This is a genomic window from Bacillus sp. J14TS2 (assembly GCF_018333015.1).
Taxonomy (GTDB): domain Bacteria; phylum Bacillota; class Bacilli; order Bacillales; family Bacillaceae_C; genus Lederbergia.
The window spans coordinates 171,712-191,950 of the sequence record NZ_BORE01000005.1 but is presented as its reverse complement, the minus strand read 5'-3'; the positions used below and the strand labels follow the sequence as shown (position 1 = coordinate 191,950).

Sequence of the window (20,239 nt, the reverse complement as noted above, 5' to 3'; positions counted from 1 at the left end):
GGTATGAAACTAGAAAAAGGGTGTAAGCTTGTAATGATTGGTGATTCGATTACAGACTGTGGGCGCAAGCATCCATATGGCGAAGGCTTATTTGAAGGCGTGGGAAAAGGCTATGTCGCATTGGTCGATGCGTTGCTGCAAGCTTCCTACCCAGAGTTGGCCATTCGCTGTATTAATATGGGGAATAGCGGAAATACGGTTCGAGATTTAAAAGAGCGCTGGAAGACCGATGTAGTAGATCTGCAACCAGACTGGCTTTCCATAATGATTGGGATCAACGATGTTTGGCGCCATTTTGATGAACCGAACATTACAGAATCCCATATCAGTCTAAGAGAATATGAAACGACATTATTAGAGCTAGTGGAACAGGTGAAACCGGATGGAAAAGGGCTTGTGCTGATGACACCTTTTCTGATCGAGGCGAACGCGGATGATGCGATGAGAAAAAAGATGGATGAGTATGGACTGGCGGTTAAGCGAGTCGCTGAACAGGTCGAGGCCATATTTGTTGATATTCAAGGGGCATTTAATAAGCTGCTTGATTACTATTACTCAGCAACCTTTGCGGCAGATCGTGTCCATCCAAATATGACAGGACATATGGCGATTGCACGGGCATTTTTAAATGCGGTTGACTATGATTGGGCGAGAAATAGATAAATGATATTTATTCGTCAATATTAGGAAGAAAACTAGAATTTAATAATAAATGTTTTGTTAGGAGGATGTTGTATGGATTATAAGATAGGTATGAGAATCCCTCACAATATTGGGAAAATGGGTATGGAGAACCTTGCAAAATGGGCTGCAAGTGTTGGTTTGGACGTTCTGGATGTTCCATATCTAGATGCAGAAATAAAAAAAGTTTGTACAGTTAATGGTATAGAAATTGGATCAGTAGATGGAGAAGGAGCGGTAGGTAATACCAAATTACTGAGTAAAGATGAGAGAACACGACAAAATGCGGTAGAAAAGATAAAAAAACAAATGGTTGAAATGGCTGATCTAGGTGCAAAAGTTATGTTCATGTGTCTTATTCCAGAAGATATTGATACACCAAGAAGTGAAAGTTTTGAAATTTGGAAGCGAACATTTCCGGAAATTGTCCAACAAGCCGAGCAAAATGACATTTACATAGCGATAGAAGGGTTTCCTGGACCTGCACCACAATATCCTACAATTGGTTGCACGCCAGAAATGCTCAGAGCCATGTTTAAAGAAATCCCTTCTAAACATTTTGGAATTAATTATGATCCATCGCACTTAGTAAGATTAGGGATCGATTACTTACGTGTGTTAACCGAGTTTGGTGACCATGTGAATTATTGTCATGGAAAAGATACGGAAATTTTACAGGATGAATTATTCGAATACGGTAGTTTACCAGCTACGTTTGGACCAAATTATATCTTCTCTGAAGGATCATGGCGTTATACCATTCCCGGACATGGAGAAGTTCATTGGGGAAGAATCGTCAGTCAGCTTGAGAAAATAGGTTATCATGGTCCTGTAAGTATTGAGTTAGAGGATCATAGATATTGTGGTTCATTAGAAAAGGAGCAACAAGGAATTATTAAGGCGATCGAACACTTATCGCTTTATTGTAAATAAAAAATTGATAAAAAATGGAGGAGCGAACATGGAAACAAAATTAAAAGTAGCAATTATAGGCTGTGGAGGTATTGCAAATGGGAAGCACATGCCTACCTTAAGCAAACTTGACCAAGTAGAACTCGTAGCATTTTGCGATATTATACTAGAAAGGGCACGTGAGGCAGCCGCTAAATTTGGAATCGGAGAAGCAAAAATATATGAAAATTATGAGGACCTGCTCGAAGATGAATCGATTGATGTTGTTCACGTTTTAACGCCTAATGATGCACACGCTAGAATTACTGTCGATTCACTTGAGGCTGGAAAACATGTTATGTGTGAAAAGCCAATGGCCAAAACAACTGAGGAAGCAAAATTAATGGTTGATGCGGCTAAAAGAACAGGGAAGAAACTAACAATTGGATATAACAACCGTTTTAGACCGGATAGTCAATATCTACATAAGGTTTGTCAACAAGGTGATCTAGGGGAGATTTATTTTGCAAAGGCACATGCGATAAGGCGTCGTGCTGTTCCCACATGGGGTGTGTTTCTTGATGAAGACAAGCAAGGTGGAGGTCCTTTAATTGATATTGGGACACATGCACTTGATCTAACATTATGGATGATGAACAATTATAAGCCAAAATACGTTGTTGGGAATGTATATCATAAGTTGGGGCAAAAGAAAAATGCAGCAAATGCCTTTGGTTCTTGGGATCCAGAGAAGTTCAAGGTAGAAGATTCCGCCTTTGGTTTTATTACAATGGAAAATGGCGCGACAATTGTTCTTGAATCGAGTTGGGCACTTAATTCTTTGGATGTGGACGAGGCGAAATGTTCATTAAGTGGCACTGAAGGCGGAGCAGATATGAAAGAAGGCCTGCGAATTAACGGAGAAAAATTCGGGAAATTATATACTACAAACGTTGATTTGGGTTCAGGTGGAGTGGCATTCTATGACGGTGATGGAGAAAACGATGTGGATCTTGAAGCCCGTCAATGGATTGAAAGTATCCTCAATGATACAAAACCGGTTGTAAAGCCAGAGGAAGCATTTGTTGTAACACAAATCCTAGAAGCGATCTATGAATCTGCTAAAACTGGAAAAGCAGTATATCTATAAATTTTTCTACTAATGCGTTCTCAAAAGGAGGGCGAATATGGAAACAGATAAAATGTATGAAACCAATGCCCTTAAACCTACACGCTTGCGCGTGGAATATGTCGAGAATCCAATTGGCGTAGACACATGCATGCCTCGCTTTAGCTGGGAATTCATAGCAATCGGCCGTTGTCAGCAGCAATCGGCTTATCAACTTATCGTTGCTGACGATGAGGCAAGTGCAACTATGGGAAATGGACAACAGTGGGATTCCGGTAAAATCATTTCATCGGATACGCTACAAATCGAATATGCAGGAAAGCCTCTCGTTAGCGGACGACGTTATTATTGGACAGTTAGATGCTGGAATCAGGATGATGAGAGAGGGGAAGCAGAGGCAGGATCTTTTTTTGAAATGGGGATTCTAGATACAAGTGAGTGGACAGCGCAGTGGATCGGCTCTGAGGAGGAGGTGGCTGCGCCGTTATTTCGCAAGCAGTTCCGAGCTGAGAAGATGATTAAGCAAGCTACGGTTTATGTATCGGGACTGGGTTATTACGAGCTGTACTTGAATGGTCGCAAAATTGGTGATCATGTTCTAGTCCCAAATTGGACCGACTATGACAATCGTCAGATCGAAGGCCTGCTCTATCCCTTCGATGATCAAACCTCTAAGCGGGTAAATTATATTCAATATTCCGTAACTGAAGATCTTATACAGGGGGAGAATAGCGTCGGTTTGATGCTGGGCAATGGCTTTTATAATCAAGTTGAAAGAACGGTAGAAGGGAAAATGAGCTATAGTTCTCCAAAGTTGATCCTGCAGTTGGCAATCCAATACGAGGATGGTACGGAGGAGTGTGTTCAAAGTGATGAGAGCTGGACATGCAGCAGTGGACCCATTGTATTTAATAATGTGTTTTATGGAGAAATTTACGATGCTCGATTTGAGCAGCCGGGGTGGGCAGACATCGGCTTTGATGATTCCGCTTGGGATAATGCGCGGATTGTCCCCGCTCCGACTGGCCGATTGGTATCACAACTTTCTCCTCCTGATAAAATCATTGATATGATCGCTCCTATTTCTAGAACGTGCCTAAAGCCAGACGTGTACGTTTTTGACTTTGGTCAAAATATTTCGGGCTGGGTTAGAATTCGGATGCAAGGTGTAGTTGGACAACATGTGACGTTAAGATTCGCAGAGGAGATAGGAGAAACCGGCGAACTGGATATGACAAGCAGCGGTGGAGAAGAGCAAGTACAATCTGATGTCTATATTATGAAGGGCGAAGACTCTGAATTATACGAGCCGAGATTTGTTTGGCATGCCTTTCGTTATGTGGAAGTTAGCGGATATCCTGGCATTCCGAAAATAAAGGATTTAGACGGGGTTGTAGTGCATGCAGCTGTTGATTCAGCTGGTGGGTTCAATTGTTCAGATCCAATTCTAAATGGGGTGCAAACAGCTTATCGATGGTCGCAGCTCACGAATCTGCATGGAGGAGTACCTAGCGACTGTCCACATCGTGAGCGGCTTGGGTACACTGGAGATGGACATTTGTCCGCCGAGGCGGCGATGTACAATTTTGATATGGCGTCGTTTTATACGAAATGGATCGAAGATATTAGCGATTCTCAGAACCAGATGACTGGATTTGTTCCACATACCGCCCCATTCAATGGAGGGGGAGGAGGAGTTGCTTGGGGAAGCGCATATGTCATTATGCCTTGGCTCATGTACCGCATATATGGAGATCGACGGATATTAATCAAACATTATGAAGGAATGAAACGATGGGTCAAGTACTTGAGCACTCGTAATGAGGGGGGGCATTTGGTTCGATTTGAAGAGCCGGATAGCTGGTTCTTGGGGGATTGGTGTATACCTGGTGAGATTGAGCTTCCACCGATATTGGTCAATAATTTCTATTATGCCTACATCAATCGAATTATGGCACAGGTTGCTGAAGTACTTGGATTGATGGAGGATCATAAACTTTTTTCTGCGTTATTTAGCGATATTTGCCGATCGTTTAATGAGGAGTTTTTTGATTACGACCGTGCATGCTACTCAATTGGCAGACAGGGTGCTGATATTTTTCCATTAGTGTTGGATTGCGTTCCTGACGGCTATGTTGACCGAGTGTGGGAGCACGTATTGCAACACTATCAAGAAGAGCTGGATGAACACCTGGATACGGGCATATTTGGGACATCTTTCCTGTTTGAATTACTAAGCGAACGCGGGGAGACAGATATGGCTTTGAGGATGGTGCTTAAAAGGGATTATCCCGGTTATGGATATATGATCGAGAATGGTGCTACGACCTTATGGGAATCATGGGAAGGAGTTGGTTCGCATAATCATCCGATGTTCGGAAGTGTCAGCGCCTGGTTTTACAAGTACCTAGCAGGAATAGTACCACACCCTGAATCTGTTGCATTCGACCGAGTCGTTTTAAAGCCGTTCATGGTAAAGAGTTTGGATTATGCAACCGCATCGGTTCACACCATACGAGGTACATACGTTATTCGTTGGTCCAAGGAAAACGACGATTATTGGGAAGTGGATGCGATTATTCCGGCAAATTGCCGTGCAAACATTCACTTCCCGTTGGAACCAAATGGAGGCGTGCTCTCTCACATCTACGAGCGTGATCTAGAAGGTTTCATTTGGCGTCTTGGTGATTCGGAAGAGATGAATAGCGAATTTTGTTTCCATCAAAAAGGAAACGATCTTATTCTGATGATAGGTTCAGGTAGCTACTCCTTCCAATTAAGAAAAAATGACGGCTGATTCCAACCCATAACAAGCTATGAACAAACAAATAATAGTAATAGGGGGAGAGAGAAAACGTGAATTTAAAACAAAAGAGAAAGCAGTTTGAAAAAACAAAAACGATTTATGAAAGTACTAAACTTACATTTAATGGAGTGAAAGGATTTGATGTTTATAATACATCTATTCCATTTTCATATAAAGGTAAGAGCTATCTTTTTGGGCGGATTGAAAAAAGAGAGGAATGGGCAAGATCTTGGGTTCGTTTATTTGAAAATACAGGAAAAGATGAATGGACCCTAGTGAAGGATTCAATGATTCATCAGTTAGAAGACCCTTACATCGCGATTATTCATGGCGAGTTGGTTTTAGGAGGGACTCATGTTCGATACAGCCAAGGTAAACTGGATACGTTCTATGGATATTTTTATAGAGGTCATGATATCAATGATTTATATTATTTCACGACCGGTCCTGATTATATGAAAGATATTCGACTAGTTCCATTAGCAAATAACAAAATAGGGATTTTTTCACGCCCTAGAAGTGAGGAAATACGAAAAAAATACGGTAGTGAATCAATTGTAGGATTTACAACAATAGACCATTTAAATGAATTAAATGCTGAAGTGATTGAAAACGCTCCAATCATTGAAGGGTTATTTGGCGATGATGAATGGGGTGGCTGTAATCAATGCTATCTATTATCGAGTGGTTATATAGGAGTGATAGCTCACAAATGCTATCATTACCGTACTGATGATGGAGAGGACCTTATGGCATATATGAATGTTTCATTTGTATTTGACCCTAAAACGCATAAATTGCTGGATGAGAAAATTATAGGGACACGCTCTTGTTATCCGCAAGGACCTGCGAAAAAATCTCACCTGGTTGATTGTGCTTTCACCTCCGGAATTGTGATGAGACCTGACGGAAAAGCTGATCTCTATAGCGGGATTGGCGATACAGAAGAAGGCAGACTTACAATAGACTATCCCTTTGAGAGCTATGGAGAGATTATTGAATCGGAGATGAAGGATACTTAATAAATGATCAATCAGAAGTGTTCTTCCAACAGTCTAGAATAATGACTGCGCAAGATCTGCACCAAGCAAAATCAAAACAAACGAATAAAACTCCAATTCTGGATGAGAATTGGAGTTTTTGTGAAGGCTTTAAATTTTTCTAGTTGATTCACGTATGATAAGTTCAGTGGATAACAGAACTTTTTTGTAATTGTGAGAGGGGACATGATAACTTTCGAGTAAAAGTTTTGCAGCTTCATAACCCAATGCAGCGAAATCTTGCATTACGGTACTTAAGGGAACTCTAGCAAACTTTGAGCTTTCAAAGTCATCGAATCCCATTATAGATATTTGTTCGGGAATATTAACGCCTAGCATCTCAAGTCTTTCAATAACATCAAGCGCGCGTCTATCATTTGCGCAGAATAGAGCGGTTAGCTTCTCTTTTTTTATTTGAGCTAAGAGTTTATTATAGTCCAAAACTCGCTTGAAAAATAAACTTTCATTATTTAGAACGAGAGAAGCGTCTAGTATAGCTTGACGATAACCATTGAAACGCTCAACCTCCGTGCTCAGATGAAAATCGCAAGCGATAAAGCCAATATGGTGATGCCCTTGTTCAATCAGATATTGGACGGCTCCATAGGCGCCATCATGATTGTTAGAAGTAATACAGTTGACCGCATAGCCAGAAGGTATTCGATCAAGCATGACAAACGGTATTGACTTTTTGCGAATTTCTTTAAGGTAAACTTTGGCTGCATTGGGATTACGTGAGTAAATAAGCAATCCGTGATTATCGGATTGGATAAGTTTCAAAATGAGCTTTTGTTCTTGTTCAAAGTTTTTCTCAATAAATTCGATAACCAATTTACAATTTTTTAGACTGAGGTAAGATTGAATCCCTTTAATGATCTGCATGTAGGAATTATCGTATATTTCGTTACCATCAATTATAAGAGTAACGTAACTAGGAAAATTATTAATCTCACTTTCCTTCCCGACAACGAAACTACCTTTTCCCCTTACTCGATAAATAATACCTTCGTTTACCAGTTCTGCCATTGCTTTTCTCACAGTAATAGAGCTGACATCTAATGTTTTTGAAAACTCTGATTCACTTGGAATTCGTCCATCTTTTCCAATTTTCTTCTTCTTTATTTGGAGTAATACATAATCCTTCACCATCTGATACTTTGGTAATGGCAATTCCTTCTTTTTCATAAATATTTCCTCCACTTACATCAAAAATATCTTTAATCATATCACCACTGAATATAAAAGTATACTAACTTATGACGGAGATATAAGTTATAAACAGTATTGACCACGTATAATGTATGTGTTATATTTCTATTATATTATACGGACTTAAGGAAGGGTGCATAGAATGAGGTGAACAAAAGTCTAAATAATACATAATTACTATCTTAATAAACTTGATAGACTATCTTTTTGAAAACGCTAAATTAATTGTCTGTCCCTTGATAAATATAGGGTTCATTAGTCTATAGATATCAATGTACTATAAGAGTAAACTGTCTCACATGAAAATGTATTATTTTTATTAATGTATGTGGAAGTAAAAGATGCTTGATTAAAAAGGTATATGTTAGTGGCAATTGATTTTGTTAACCTAGTATACTACGTAAAGGAGACGTTTATGTTGCAGGAAATCAATCGAAGTAAGAATGCGGTTTCATTGCATGGCTCAAAACCCAAACGAAATATTATTGGGAAACTATGGAGACATCGATATCTTTATTTGATGGTGCTACCTGGCTTTCTGACGGTATTAATCTTTAATTACTTTCCTATGTACGGAATTTTGATTGCTTTTAAGGATTTCAGTGCTGCTCAAGGGATATGGGGAAGTGATTGGGTTGGTTTAAAATACTTTAAAACATTTTTTAATGATCCTATGGCATTGAGGGTACTGAAAAATACGTTGTTATTGGGTCTATATAGTTTGCTTTGGTCGTTCCCGGCCCCTATTGTACTTGCATTGTTATTTAATGAATTGAAGAGTAAACGCTTTAAAAAGTTCGTACAAACAGTTTCGTATTTTCCACATTTTATATCAATTGTAATCGTTGCCGGGTTGATTACGATGTATACAGCTAGAGAAGGGATTTTTAACCGCATAATTACCTTTTTTGGAGGCGAACCAATCATGTTCCTGCTTGAGTCAGATTGGTTTAGAACCATTTTTATTACTTCTGGTATATGGCAAGGGGTTGGTTTTGGCTGTATTATCTACCTCGCTGCTATGAGTGGGATTGACACAACGCTTTATGATGTGGCCGAAATAGATGGTGCGGGAAGATGGAAAAAAGTAGTGCATGTCACGTGGCCATCTATTAAACCTACCACTATAATATTGCTCATATTTGCGATGGGAGGAATATTAGGAACAGATTTTCAAAAAGTCATCTTGTTATATAATCCTCAAACGTATGAAGTAGCAGACGTAATTGATTCTTATGTCTATAGGCAGGGGATTTTGGGAGCACAATACTCGTATACGACTGCAATCGGTTTATTCATGTCTGTTATCTCCTTTTTTATTCTGTATATTACGAATTGGATAAGCCGTAAAGTATCGGAAACAAGCTTATTTTAAAAAGGAGGGATAATGTTGAAAAAGGAAAGTTTAGGGTCTCGTATTTTCGATGTTTTTAATATTATGATTATGGTATTCATACTGGTGGTGGTGCTTTATCCAATATTGAATATTGTGGCCACATCCTTAAGTGGTGGACGTTATGTATCTAGCGGTAGTGTCTCGGTTTGGCCGAAAGGGCTTACTCTTGATGCATATAAATATATATTTAAAGATGTATTTATTTATAAGGGATATATGAATTCTATTATTTATGCAATTGGTTCTACGGGTATCATGCTGCTTTTTACTTCCATGATGGCTTATCCGCTCACTGTCCAAGGATTTATAGGTAAGAAATTTATTACCGTATTTTTAACAATTACCATGTTCTTTGGAGGAGGACTAATCCCTACCTATCTACTTATACGTAACCTAGGGATGATAGATACACTCTGGGTAATGATTCTTCCGGGGGCAGTTGGAGCTTATAATGTTTTTCTTTTTAGAACGTTTTTTTCGAATATTCCTTCAGAATTAAAAGAGGCTGCCTATATTGATGGAGCAAATGAGTTTGTAGTTTTGTCAAAAGTTATCTTCCCTTTATCAAAACCACTTTTGGCTACATTTGCGTTGTTCGGCATAGTAGGAAGTTGGAATGCTTGGTTTGAAGCTTTGATCTATCTGCAAGATCAAGGCAAGTATCCTTTACAAATGATCCTAAGAAACTATCTATTTACCCTTGATAATAATGAGATTCAAGGAAGAGTAGGTGCTGCTAATGTTGCAATAAATGGTCCGGGAAATAAGCTTGATCCACAGGCAATTAGAATGGCTATCATAGTCATCACTATGTTCCCTATTATGTGTATTTATCCGTTCTTCCAGAAGTATTTTACAAAAGGAATGTTCGTTGGTTCGATCAAAGGTTAAGAGACAACTATTAAATTTTGATAGCGTTTGATAAATAGGGTGTAAAGAGAAATGCTAATTATAAAAGGAGGTGAGAATATAGATCGATGATTTCTCATGTACCATATTTACCTATGAAAAATTATAAGGGGGCATAAAGAATGAAAGGAAAAATTGGATTACTTAGTTTTGTTATCGTAACCTGCATGTTGGTCTTTTTAGCAACAGGCTGTAATAATTCAAAAAAAACATCTGATTCTGGAGGAAGTGATAGCTCAGATACTTTGAGTTTTAGTGTGACGCTTTCGTCTGATGGGGTTGATAACAGTAAGAGTCAAATACAAGAAGAATGGTTAAAGTTAATGGAAGAGAAAATGGGCAAAAAGATAGACATTAAATGGAATTACATTCCGTCCTCCGATTATGACCAAAAAGTACAGCTTGAAATTGCGAGTAATGATTTAACGGATTTTCTCATGACACCATTATTCTATGATACTGCTGAATTGGCTAAACAAGGACAGGTCATTGAATTAAGTCAATATAAAGAATATATGCCTAATTACATGGACTATCTTAGCCAGGTGAAAAATGGTATGGAGCGAGAAACAGATGGTGATGGAAATATGTATGCTTTTAGAGAAACTTCCCTGCCGAGATTTGAAGAGGATAAGGGATTGTTGATTCAAAACGTATCCACATATCGCTATGATTTGTTTCAGGAACATGATATTAAAATCCCAGAAACGCTGGATGAAGTGTATGATGTTGCAAAGCAGCTTAAAGAGCTATATCCAGATAAATATCCCATTAATACGCAATGGAATGATTTAAGATCTCTGTTTCATGCTAATCATACTCAAGCCGAAGTTTACTGGAATGGAACAGAGTATGTTTATGGTATTTTCGATGAGGGGTATAAAGATGCCCTGCAATTTGCAAATAAGTTATACTCAGAAAAATTATTAGACCCTGAGTATTTGACAGATACTGATGATACCTTGCAACAAAAAGCATTGAATGATAAAAACTTTATGTGGTTGGCTCAATGGTTTACAACTCCAGGTGATTACACAAGAACTGCTGATGATGGAAAAATATTTGCTGTAACATTATACCCGGATAATCCGAAATATGGTACAGCATGGCAAAATGCTACGAATGGAAATACTCCAGACTTGGGATGGGGAGCTTATGTAATCAGTTCTCAAGTCGAAAATCCTGAAGATATTATTAAGTTTGTGGATTTACAATATGATCCTGAGGTTATTAGACTTCTTACTTGGGGAATCGAAGGAACTACTTATACACTTGATTCTGAAGGGAATCCAACTTTTACGGATGAATTTAGGGATGCAGGTGATCCATGGGCAGTTGGGGATAAATATGGAATTAGAGCTAGTAAAAAATACCGTCCTGGTTTACAGATATCATCCGATTCCAAAGCATTCGTAGATTTTGCAGCAACGGATTATACTTACTTTGATGGAAAATATGAAGAAACGCCGATTGAAAAATCGCCGTATTTAACAAATCTACCAATGCCTGATAACGATTATGTTCCACCATTTTACGACGAACCCGCTATTCAATTGACACAGTCCGAAAACCAAGAGGTTTCCGAGATTATGAATGCTATCACAACGTATGTTGAGGAGCAAGAAGCCAGGTTTGTAAATGGTGATCAGAGTTTCGGGAATTGGGAGGAATTTATTACAAAAGTTAAGAAAATGGGCGACATTGATAGAGTGTTAGAGATATATAACGGTGCCGCAGAAAGAGTTACCTCGAATTAAGTGCAAACTTGGAAATTATCCTGGTGTGACGTCCGTAACCCCCATTTCTTAGATGATGAGATACGGACGTTAGCACTTCAGTGAACCTTGCTTCCACCATCAGGGCATGAAGAAAACCTCGTATTGATGGAAGTTTCGTTTTTTTGTGAAAACCCTTACCGTTATTAAAAAGTGAAGCTGAAGGGATAATGACAAAGAATTAGACGAGTTTTATTATACACTTTGATGATAAGGAGTTCGGTATTTTACCGGACTCATGCCATTTTAATTCGTGTATGTTCATCCTGATGCAAACATTCGCTAACACTTTGATAAGTTTCGTTTTATTATACCATTTTTCACATCTTATCTTTACTACAAGTCTTTCAGAAAATATAAAAATGCCATAGTTATCATCAAAGACGGAATAGAATGGCAGAGATTAAAAATGACAAGCTCTAGATAATATATTCAAATGGAGGAGTTCGAATCATGTTCAACATTTGTTCTCCAAATAAAGCTGGAGATGAACTGCTTATTCAAGAAATTGATACAGGAAGATGGATTTTACCTAAGGAGAGAACATTGACAAGTTCCAAAGAAGAATTGTGGGCAATAATGGACTTAGGGGGAACATATCCGATAGGAGAAATAGTATTAGGAGGAGATCAGCAAAATCGAACCACTGATTCGGAACTGATTAGAAGAAAATTTAAAGATTTCAAGATCGAGCATTCAATGGATAAACATAACTGGACTCCGGTACAAAAGGATAGTCAGTCAGAACATGGAGACCAATTCTTTATAAAGCTTAACAATGCTTTAGCAAGGTACATTAAATTATCTGTCAGGCTATCGAAAGAAGTAGATAACCAGACAGAATTATTAGACTGGAAGTATGTTTATAATTTGAGAAAAACCATAATTTATGCCGGAAGAGGTTTAGCTGTGGTTCCTTCTACTGATTGGACGAATCTTTTTCACAGAAAAGAAGGCTGGAGTGGAGCGGACGGTATATACTCCATCCCCTTTAATGGTTGTGAGAGACAAGGAGAGGCTCATAGAACAAAAACGATGTTCGTGTTTGGCGACACTTTTATAGGCGATGTCGACTCTTCATCCAATCGTCGATGCGATACTAGTATGGTTAATAATACACTTGCTATTCTCAAAGGGGGAAGGCCCAAAGAAGATGCGATACAGTTTTTATGGAATACAGATTCGAATGGTAATCCCGCAAGTTATTTTGTTCCTACAACAGAAAAAGGAAGAACTATAGGAGAGTCCTATTATTGGTTACAAGATGGTATTTCAATTAAGGGGACTTTTTACTGTTTTCCAATGCTTATTAGCCCCGATCCTACGCAGCCAGAAGGGTTTGAATTTAAAGTGAATGGTGTAGCTTGTGTTTCTGCGCCAATAGGGGAGGCTGGTCCAATTCTTGAGCAACAAACACAGCTCGACACGCCCTTTTATTATACAGCTCATAATGGAAAAACAACCTATTTTGGCGCTAGTTTTATGGCACAGACAGAAGAATCTCAAATTCGTAATCCTGATGGATTTATTTATGTATATGGTCTGCAAAAATGGGAAACAACAAAGCTAGTTGTAGCCCGAGTGTTGCCGCATCAATTTACCGATTTTACTGAATGGAAGGTTTGGGATGGAGAAAATTGGACAAGGGAAAAGGAAAAAGTCGTCCCGATTGCGGAAGAGGTTTCGAGTGAGTTAAGTGTCTCACCTATGTTAGGTGGATATTTAGACGGAAAGTTTATTATTGTTTTTCAAGAAGATGGCACTGGAAAAAGATTAGGAATTTATGTTGGTGACTCACCGGTTGGACCGTTTGGTGAACCGATATATTTATATTATTGTTCCGAATCTGAGAGCGATGCCTCGATATACACCTATAATGCAAAAGGTCATCCCCATTTATCCAATTTTGGTGAATTGCTCGTTAGTTACAATGTAAATACGTCTAGTTGGCCTATGCACGAAAAAGATAGCAGTATTTATAGACCGAAATTTTTAACAATTACGCAGTTTGAATAGCTATATTTATGCATAGAGCGATTAATAAAGTCATTGGCGAATAGGTAGTTACATTCCTGAATCCAATTTTTTCAAAAGGAAAGGTGATTTCTTTGTTATGGAAGAGAGTTACTGCTTTAATATTTGTATTTACGTTACTAACATACGGTAGTATATTCGTTCTGGATGACACCAATAATACTGTGGTTGCTGGAAATGTAGGAATTGAATATAAGCCCTTTAAAATTAAAGTGATAGATTCTGAGACTGGTAGGGGGATCCCTCTTGTTGAAGTGAAAACGGTCAATGATATTCCTTATATTACAGATAGTGCAGGATATGTAGCATTTTTTGAACCTGGATTGATGAACCAGGATGTGTGGTTCACATTTGAAAGTCACGGCTACAATTTTACACAGGAATCATTCGGAGCAAAAGGAATTTCCATCCCGGTGACACCGGGGGGAGAGGCACAAATCGAAATGGATAGAGAAAATATCGCTGAGCGACTCTACAGAATTACAGGACAGGGGATTTATAGAGATAGTGTCCTTCTGGGATTGGATACCCCGATTACAGAGCCGCTGCTAAATGGAAAAGTTATGGGGCAGGATACAGTCCAAACTATTGAATACAATGGGAAATTATATTGGTTCTGGGGAGATACAGATAAACCTAATCACCCACTTGGTAATTTTAGAACAACCGGAGCTACATCTGAATTACCTGAAAAAGGTGGCCTAGATCCTGATAAGGGAGTAGATCTTACATACTTTGTGGATGAAGAAGGATATACCAAGAAAATGGTCCCTGAAAGACCAGGGGATCCGAATCTCTTTTGGGTAAGTGGGCTTATGACGACTGATGATGAAAAAGGGGAGGAAAAATTGTTAGTCACTTATTCTGCTCTGAGGGGTCTTGATGAAGAAGTGGCTTCAGGAATACTTATTTGGAATGATGAGGACGAACAATTCAGTGAACGAGTTGAATTTGATATGGATCAGCGTTGGAAACATCCTGATGGTCAAACAACTCTTTATGAGGAGGAAGGCATTGAATATTGGCTTTTTAATGAGCCATGGCCTGTTAAGAGAGTTCGCAATGAATTTGAAGCTATCAAAGATATGAATAGCTATGAGTCTTTTACTCCGCTAAAACCTGGCACGAAATATAATGGTGAAGAGACAGAATTGAACAGAGATCATAGTGGAGAGCTCGTATGGAAGTGGAGAGCGGATACTCCAGCGATTAGCCAAGAGGAAGAAGCTAAATTGGTAGAATTTGATTTAATGAAGAAAGAAGAATCTCGCTTTCAGTTGGAGAGTGTGGATACTGGAGAAAAAGTTATCAACCACACTGGCTCAGCCAAATGGAATGAGTACCGTCAAACTTGGAATAACGTCATCGAGCAACGAGAAGGTTCTTCATTCATGGGGGAAATATGGTATGCGGAAGCTCCAAATCCCACTGGTCCTTGGACTTTAGCTAAAAAGATCATAACCCACAACCAGCATGATTTCTATAATATAGCACGACATACCTATTTTGATAAAGAGGATGGACGTGAAATTTATTTCGAGGGAACGTATGTAGCGATGTTTGGTGCTGAAATTCCAACGCCACTTTACGACTATAATCAAATGATGTACAAGCTTGATCTTAGTGATGGACGGCTCGACTCGATAAAAATTGAAGCGAATCCGGAACTAGGACAAGTGGATTTAGCTTTGAATAAACAGGTAAGTGCATCCTTTTCTAATAGTACAAATTCGGCTGTAGGCGTAAATGATGGCAATTCAACTACACGCTGGGCATTTAATGCGAGTGATCCACAATGGATTCAGTTTGATCTAAAAAGGAGTGTATTTAATGTTTTGGACAGTAGAGAAATTAGAAAAGCAAATAAATGAGTTGCCGTCATATCGATATATAGATAAGAGACCACTCGAAACATTTGACTCATTATTTGAAGAAGAAAGCGTCGTAGGGCAACACCCGCCCGAAAATGGTAAGTGGGAAAAAATGTCTATCGGCCAACGTTGGAAAGGTAGAGATCAATACGTATGGCTTAAAGCTGTACTAACAATACCAAGTGAATGGAAGGATAAAACCATAGTTGGTGTGTTTGATTTTGGTAAAACGGGTGACGCACATCTCTCTGGTTTTGAATCTTTACTTTACGTCAATGGAAGGCCTTATCAAGGAGTGGACTCCAATCATGAAGAAGTATTTTTTGATGATCAACTGGTTGGAACTAAAGTGGAATTGTGTTTCCGGCTTTGGTCAGGTTTAGAAGGTGGGGGAACGCCAAAGGAACAAGAACATGAGTTGAAAATGGCCTTTTTATCTTGTTTAGATAAAAAAGTAGATGATTTTTATTATACCGCCAAAGTTGCTGTTGATACAGCCAAATATTTGGATGAAAATCTACCAGAACGAGTAAATTTATTAAATGCGCTTGATCGAGCGTTCTTCCGAGTTAACTGGGCTCGTCCGGGGAATGCCACTTTTTACAAAACTATTTATGAAGCACAGAAATTACTAAATGAAGAAATAGACAAAATCCCCAAAAATTACCCAGTTACAATTAATGCTGTTGGACATACTCATATTGATGTTGCTTGGCTCTGGAGATTAAATCATACAAGAGAAAAATCAGTAAGGTCATTTTCTACTGTACTCCGCTTAATGGAACAATATCCTGATTATATCTTTTTACAAACACAGCCACAATTATATGATTATATAAAAAAAGATTATCCAGAAATTTTTGAACAAATTAAAAAAAGAGTAGAAGAGGGATATTGGGAAACAGATGGTGGTATGTGGCTGGAAGCTGATTGTAATTTACCATCGGGAGAATCACTCGTTCGTCAACTACTATTAGGGACAAAATTTATCCGTGAACAATTTGGGAAAGAGTGTGAGTATCTATGGTTGCCTGATGTGTTTGGGTATAGCTGGGCATTACCGCAAATCCTTATTAAATCAGGAATCAAAACGTTTATGACAACGAAAATTAGTTGGAATCAGTTTAATCAAATGCCTCATGATACTTTTAAATGGCGTGGTATCGATGGGACTGAGATTTTGACTCACTTTATCACAACCCCAGATGACGATACGGGTTACTATACATATAATGGAATATTAACTCCAAGAACAGTCAAAGGAAGTTGGGAAGCATACCGAGATAAAAATATAAATCAGGAGCTAATCATTGCTTATGGTTACGGCGATGGCGGTGGCGGGGTTAACCGTGAAATGTTAGAGATGAGAAGAAGATTGGATAAGATGCCAGGGCTGCCAAAAGTGAAGACTGGCAGAGCGGACGAATATTTTCAACGCTTACATGAAACTATTGAGAAAACGGATCAATATGTCCATACATGGGATGGAGAACTCTATCTTGAATATCATCGTGGTACATATACCTCTCAAGCACATAATAAACGAATGAATAGGAAGTTAGAACTTCTCCTTAGAGAAACAGAATGGTTGAGCGCATTTCGAGCTGTGATAGATGGAGATTGGTCCTCTTATCCAAGCGAAGAGCTAACAGACAGTTGGAAAATAGTTTTAAGAAATCAATTTCATGATATTATTCCAGGCTCTTCTATTAAAGAAGTCTATGAAGATAGTAAAATAGAATATGAGCAAGCAAAAAAGTTAGCCGATGAAGCTTGGACGCGTGCTGCGACTTCACTTGTATATGCTGTAGAAAACAAAATTACAGTTTTTAATTCGGCGTCCAATAAACGCGATGACATTGTGGTGATTGATCAAACTCAAGCAAACCTGATATGGAAAGATCTCCAAGGAAATCTTCTTGATTCGCAACGATCTATTGATGGTCGTTGGCTTGTTAGAGTAAAAAATATTCCATCTTTAGGGAATACTTCAATTGAGTTTGAAGAAGGTACGTTAGAGAAAACATCTGCGTTCACGTTAAAGGAGAATGGGGTTATCTCACCATTTTATGAAATTGATTGGGATGAAAATGGTCAATTAACGAGGATCCTAGACTTACAAAATAATCGAGATGTATTAGCCCCAAATTCAAAAGGGAATGCATTCCAAGTATTTGAAGATAAACCGATGAAGTTCGATGCATGGGATATTGATCTTTATTATTATCAGAAGATGAGAGAAATTCGAATGTTAAAGAATGTAAATGTTATTGAAAATGGTTTAGTTCGTTCTGTTATTGAATTTACATGGGAATACTGTGAATCTACGATTAAACAGAATCTGATCTTGTACGCAAAGAATCCTAGAATTGATTTTGAGACGCTTGTTAATTGGCAAGAACAACAGCAACTGTTAAAAGTTGCCTTTCCTGTTGATGTTAGATCTACCGAAGCTACGTATGATATTCAATATGGTAATGTGAAAAGGCCCACACATTGGAATACAAGCTGGGATTATGCTCGATTTGAAACAGTTGGTCATCAATGGGTTGATTTATCTGAGACTGGATATGGGGTTAGTTTATTAAACAATTGTAAATACGGTCACGATATCAAGGATAATGTGATGAGATTAACACTTATAAAATCGGCAACATGGCCAGATGTTGAACAAGATCAAGGAGAGCATTATTTTACCTATTCTTTATTACCACATGCAGGTGATTGGATTGAGGGAAATACAGTCCAAGCAGCATGGAATCTGAATAATCCATTGACCTGCAAAAAAGGGATGATGCAGACGTCATCGTTGTTTCAAATTGAGGGTAGTAATGTAATGATTGATGCTGTTAAAAAATCAGAGGTCTCAAATCAAGTTATTCTCCGGTTGCATGAATTTACAGGTGCAAGAGGAACTGTAAAAATAACAAGTGATTCCAACATTATCTCTTGGCAAGAAAGTGATCTAATGGAAAGAGCTATTGATGGACAAGTAAAGGGAAAACCGTTTGCCTTTTCTATTAAACCATATGAAATTAAAACATTTATTATTGATATTGAGCAATAATTGCTATGTAGACACCATAAAACGCCAAAAGCATTGTGAATTCAATGATTCTGGCGTTTTTTTCGGAAAAACAGCATATTATCTATCCTTTTCGTGTATTTCAAAATTTTTCATTTTCTTTTGTGTTGTTTCTAAAAGACTCCTGTATAATTGATTTTAAAATGTCTCTAGGAAAACCAGATAAAATCTTTTACACTAGAATTCTGCGTCTATTTAATATTGTAATAATTAATTTAATTTGGAGGTGATAAATTGAAACCATTGTACATACAGATCTATGAATCATTAAAGCAAGATATAATATCAGCAAAGTATAAGGTTGGAGATCAGGTTCCTTCAGAAAAGGAATTATCCAAATATTATAACGTTAGTTCAATAACTGTTAAAAAGGCTTTAGAAAAACTGGCGAATGAGGGTTTTGTTTATCGAAAGCGAGGAAAAGGAACGTTTGTTTCTGAAAATGCGACTGAGGTAGGCCTTGTAAAAAAAGATTTGACACATAAAAAACCGTTGTTTGGTTTGGTTCTTACATCATTTGATGAAAGCTTTGGGAATGACTTAATTGCTAGCCTTGAAGAAGCCTCTCAGGATACCTGTTTTATTATTTTAAAACGCTCTTTAAGTATTCCGAGCAGAGAAGATAAGGTAATTAGAGAACTATTGGAATACGGGATAGATGGGCTAATCATAATTCCTGCTAAGGCTGAACATTATAGTTTAGAAATTCTTAAAATGGTCGTGAATAAATTTCCGTTAGTGTTAATTGATCGATCCTTTAAACGATTAGCTGCTACCTCGATTTCAACGGATAATGAACAAGCAGCTAAAATGGCAGTGAATCATCTATTTGATCTCGGACACGAGAATATAGGTGTTCTTATACCTAAGGATAATGATACAACGGCTATTTATGACCGTATTAAGGGAATTGTAGAAGCATTTGCTGAAAAAAAGATTTTCGTGAATCGGGAACAATGGTGCTCAGATATAAAAATTCCCTATCCTACTCATGAATATGCCAAGATAACGATTGAAACTATCAAAAATCATATTATGAGGAATAAAGAAATCACAGCCCTATTTGCACTGGAATATAACATTGCTATGTTAGCAAAAACAGCTGTTGAACAATTAAATCTTAAGGTACCAGAAGACATATCGATTCTCTGTTTTGACAGCCCTCCACGGAATATATTGGGATGGAATTTTACTCATATTGAACAGGATGAGCAAGCGATTGGGCAATTAGCGTTAAATAAACTAATAGAAATGCAAAACGGTCATACTATTATTGATGATATCCGCGTGCCAGCAACGTTAGTTAAAGGGGATTCGACAATAAAAAACAGGAGACTCGTAAGTAATTTTGAAAAATAAATTAACCTTAAGAGGCTGTTCAAAAAGTACGGTAATAATGACACTATGAGCTAA

General features: G+C 38.0%; 13 protein-coding genes. 12 read left to right on the top strand and 1 reads right to left on the bottom strand.

Going from position 1 to position 20,239, the window contains the following annotated elements:
* Positions 1–3 precede the first annotated feature (3 nt).
* The 5 genes from KI375_RS09760 (at position 4) to KI375_RS09740 (ending at position 6,529) form a co-directional block, all read left to right on the top strand.
* Positions 4–663: an SGNH/GDSL hydrolase family protein gene (locus KI375_RS09760; RefSeq protein WP_212973311.1), complete on the top strand. Its 660-nt coding sequence runs from the start codon at positions 4–6 to the stop codon at positions 661–663.
* Between the two features lie 72 nt (positions 664–735).
* On the top strand, positions 736–1,614 hold the full coding sequence (locus KI375_RS09755) for a sugar phosphate isomerase/epimerase family protein (RefSeq protein ID WP_212973310.1): 879 nt from the start codon (positions 736–738) through the stop codon (positions 1,612–1,614).
* 28 nt (positions 1,615–1,642) lie between these two features.
* Positions 1,643–2,722 (top strand): Gfo/Idh/MocA family protein, encoded by a 1,080-nt coding sequence (locus KI375_RS09750; protein WP_212973309.1) that lies wholly within the window; start codon positions 1,643–1,645, stop codon positions 2,720–2,722.
* 37 nt (positions 2,723–2,759) lie between these two features.
* On the top strand, positions 2,760–5,498 hold the full coding sequence (locus tag KI375_RS09745) for a family 78 glycoside hydrolase catalytic domain (RefSeq protein WP_483861597.1): 2,739 nt from the start codon (positions 2,760–2,762) through the stop codon (positions 5,496–5,498).
* Between the two features lie 59 nt (positions 5,499–5,557).
* Positions 5,558–6,529: a DUF1861 family protein gene (locus KI375_RS09740; RefSeq protein WP_212973307.1), complete on the top strand. Its 972-nt coding sequence runs from the start codon at positions 5,558–5,560 to the stop codon at positions 6,527–6,529.
* Positions 6,530–6,658: 129 nt separating this feature from the next.
* Here KI375_RS09740 and KI375_RS09735 read toward each other — a convergent pair whose 3' ends face one another.
* Positions 6,659–7,732 (bottom strand): substrate-binding domain-containing protein, encoded by a 1,074-nt coding sequence (locus KI375_RS09735; RefSeq protein WP_212973306.1) that lies wholly within the window; start codon positions 7,730–7,732, stop codon positions 6,659–6,661.
* Between the two features lie 544 nt (positions 7,733–8,276).
* On the opposite strand from KI375_RS09735, the gene KI375_RS09730 reads away from it, so the two are divergent.
* From KI375_RS09730 to KI375_RS09700, 7 genes are all read left to right on the top strand, one after another.
* Entirely contained in the window at positions 8,277–9,131 is an 855-nt protein-coding gene (locus KI375_RS09730; protein ID WP_244852514.1) for an ABC transporter permease, read from the top strand.
* A gap of 15 nt (positions 9,132–9,146) precedes the next feature.
* The gene (locus KI375_RS09725) at positions 9,147–10,043 is read left to right on the top strand and encodes a carbohydrate ABC transporter permease (protein ID WP_244852484.1); all 897 of its coding nucleotides are present in this window, start codon (positions 9,147–9,149) and stop codon (positions 10,041–10,043) included.
* Between the two features lie 140 nt (positions 10,044–10,183).
* Positions 10,184–11,818, top strand: coding sequence for an extracellular solute-binding protein (locus KI375_RS09720; RefSeq protein WP_212973303.1), 1,635 nt, complete (start codon positions 10,184–10,186; stop codon positions 11,816–11,818).
* Positions 11,819–12,289: 471 nt separating this feature from the next.
* Entirely contained in the window at positions 12,290–13,852 is a 1,563-nt protein-coding gene (locus KI375_RS09715; RefSeq protein ID WP_212973302.1) for a DUF4185 domain-containing protein, read from the top strand.
* 92 nt (positions 13,853–13,944) lie between these two features.
* Positions 13,945–15,741, top strand: coding sequence for a hypothetical protein (locus tag KI375_RS09710; RefSeq protein ID WP_212973301.1), 1,797 nt, complete (start codon positions 13,945–13,947; stop codon positions 15,739–15,741).
* Positions 15,701–18,808 (top strand): alpha-mannosidase, encoded by a 3,108-nt coding sequence (locus KI375_RS09705; protein WP_212973300.1) that lies wholly within the window; start codon positions 15,701–15,703, stop codon positions 18,806–18,808. Before KI375_RS09710 ends, KI375_RS09705 begins: the two co-directional genes overlap by 41 nt.
* Positions 18,809–19,060: 252 nt before the next feature.
* Positions 19,061–20,185 carry a GntR family transcriptional regulator gene (locus tag KI375_RS09700; protein WP_212973299.1) on the top strand — a complete coding sequence of 375 codons (1,125 nt, stop codon included), beginning with the start codon at positions 19,061–19,063 and terminating at the stop codon, positions 20,183–20,185.
* The last annotated feature ends 54 nt before the right edge of the window (positions 20,186–20,239 follow it).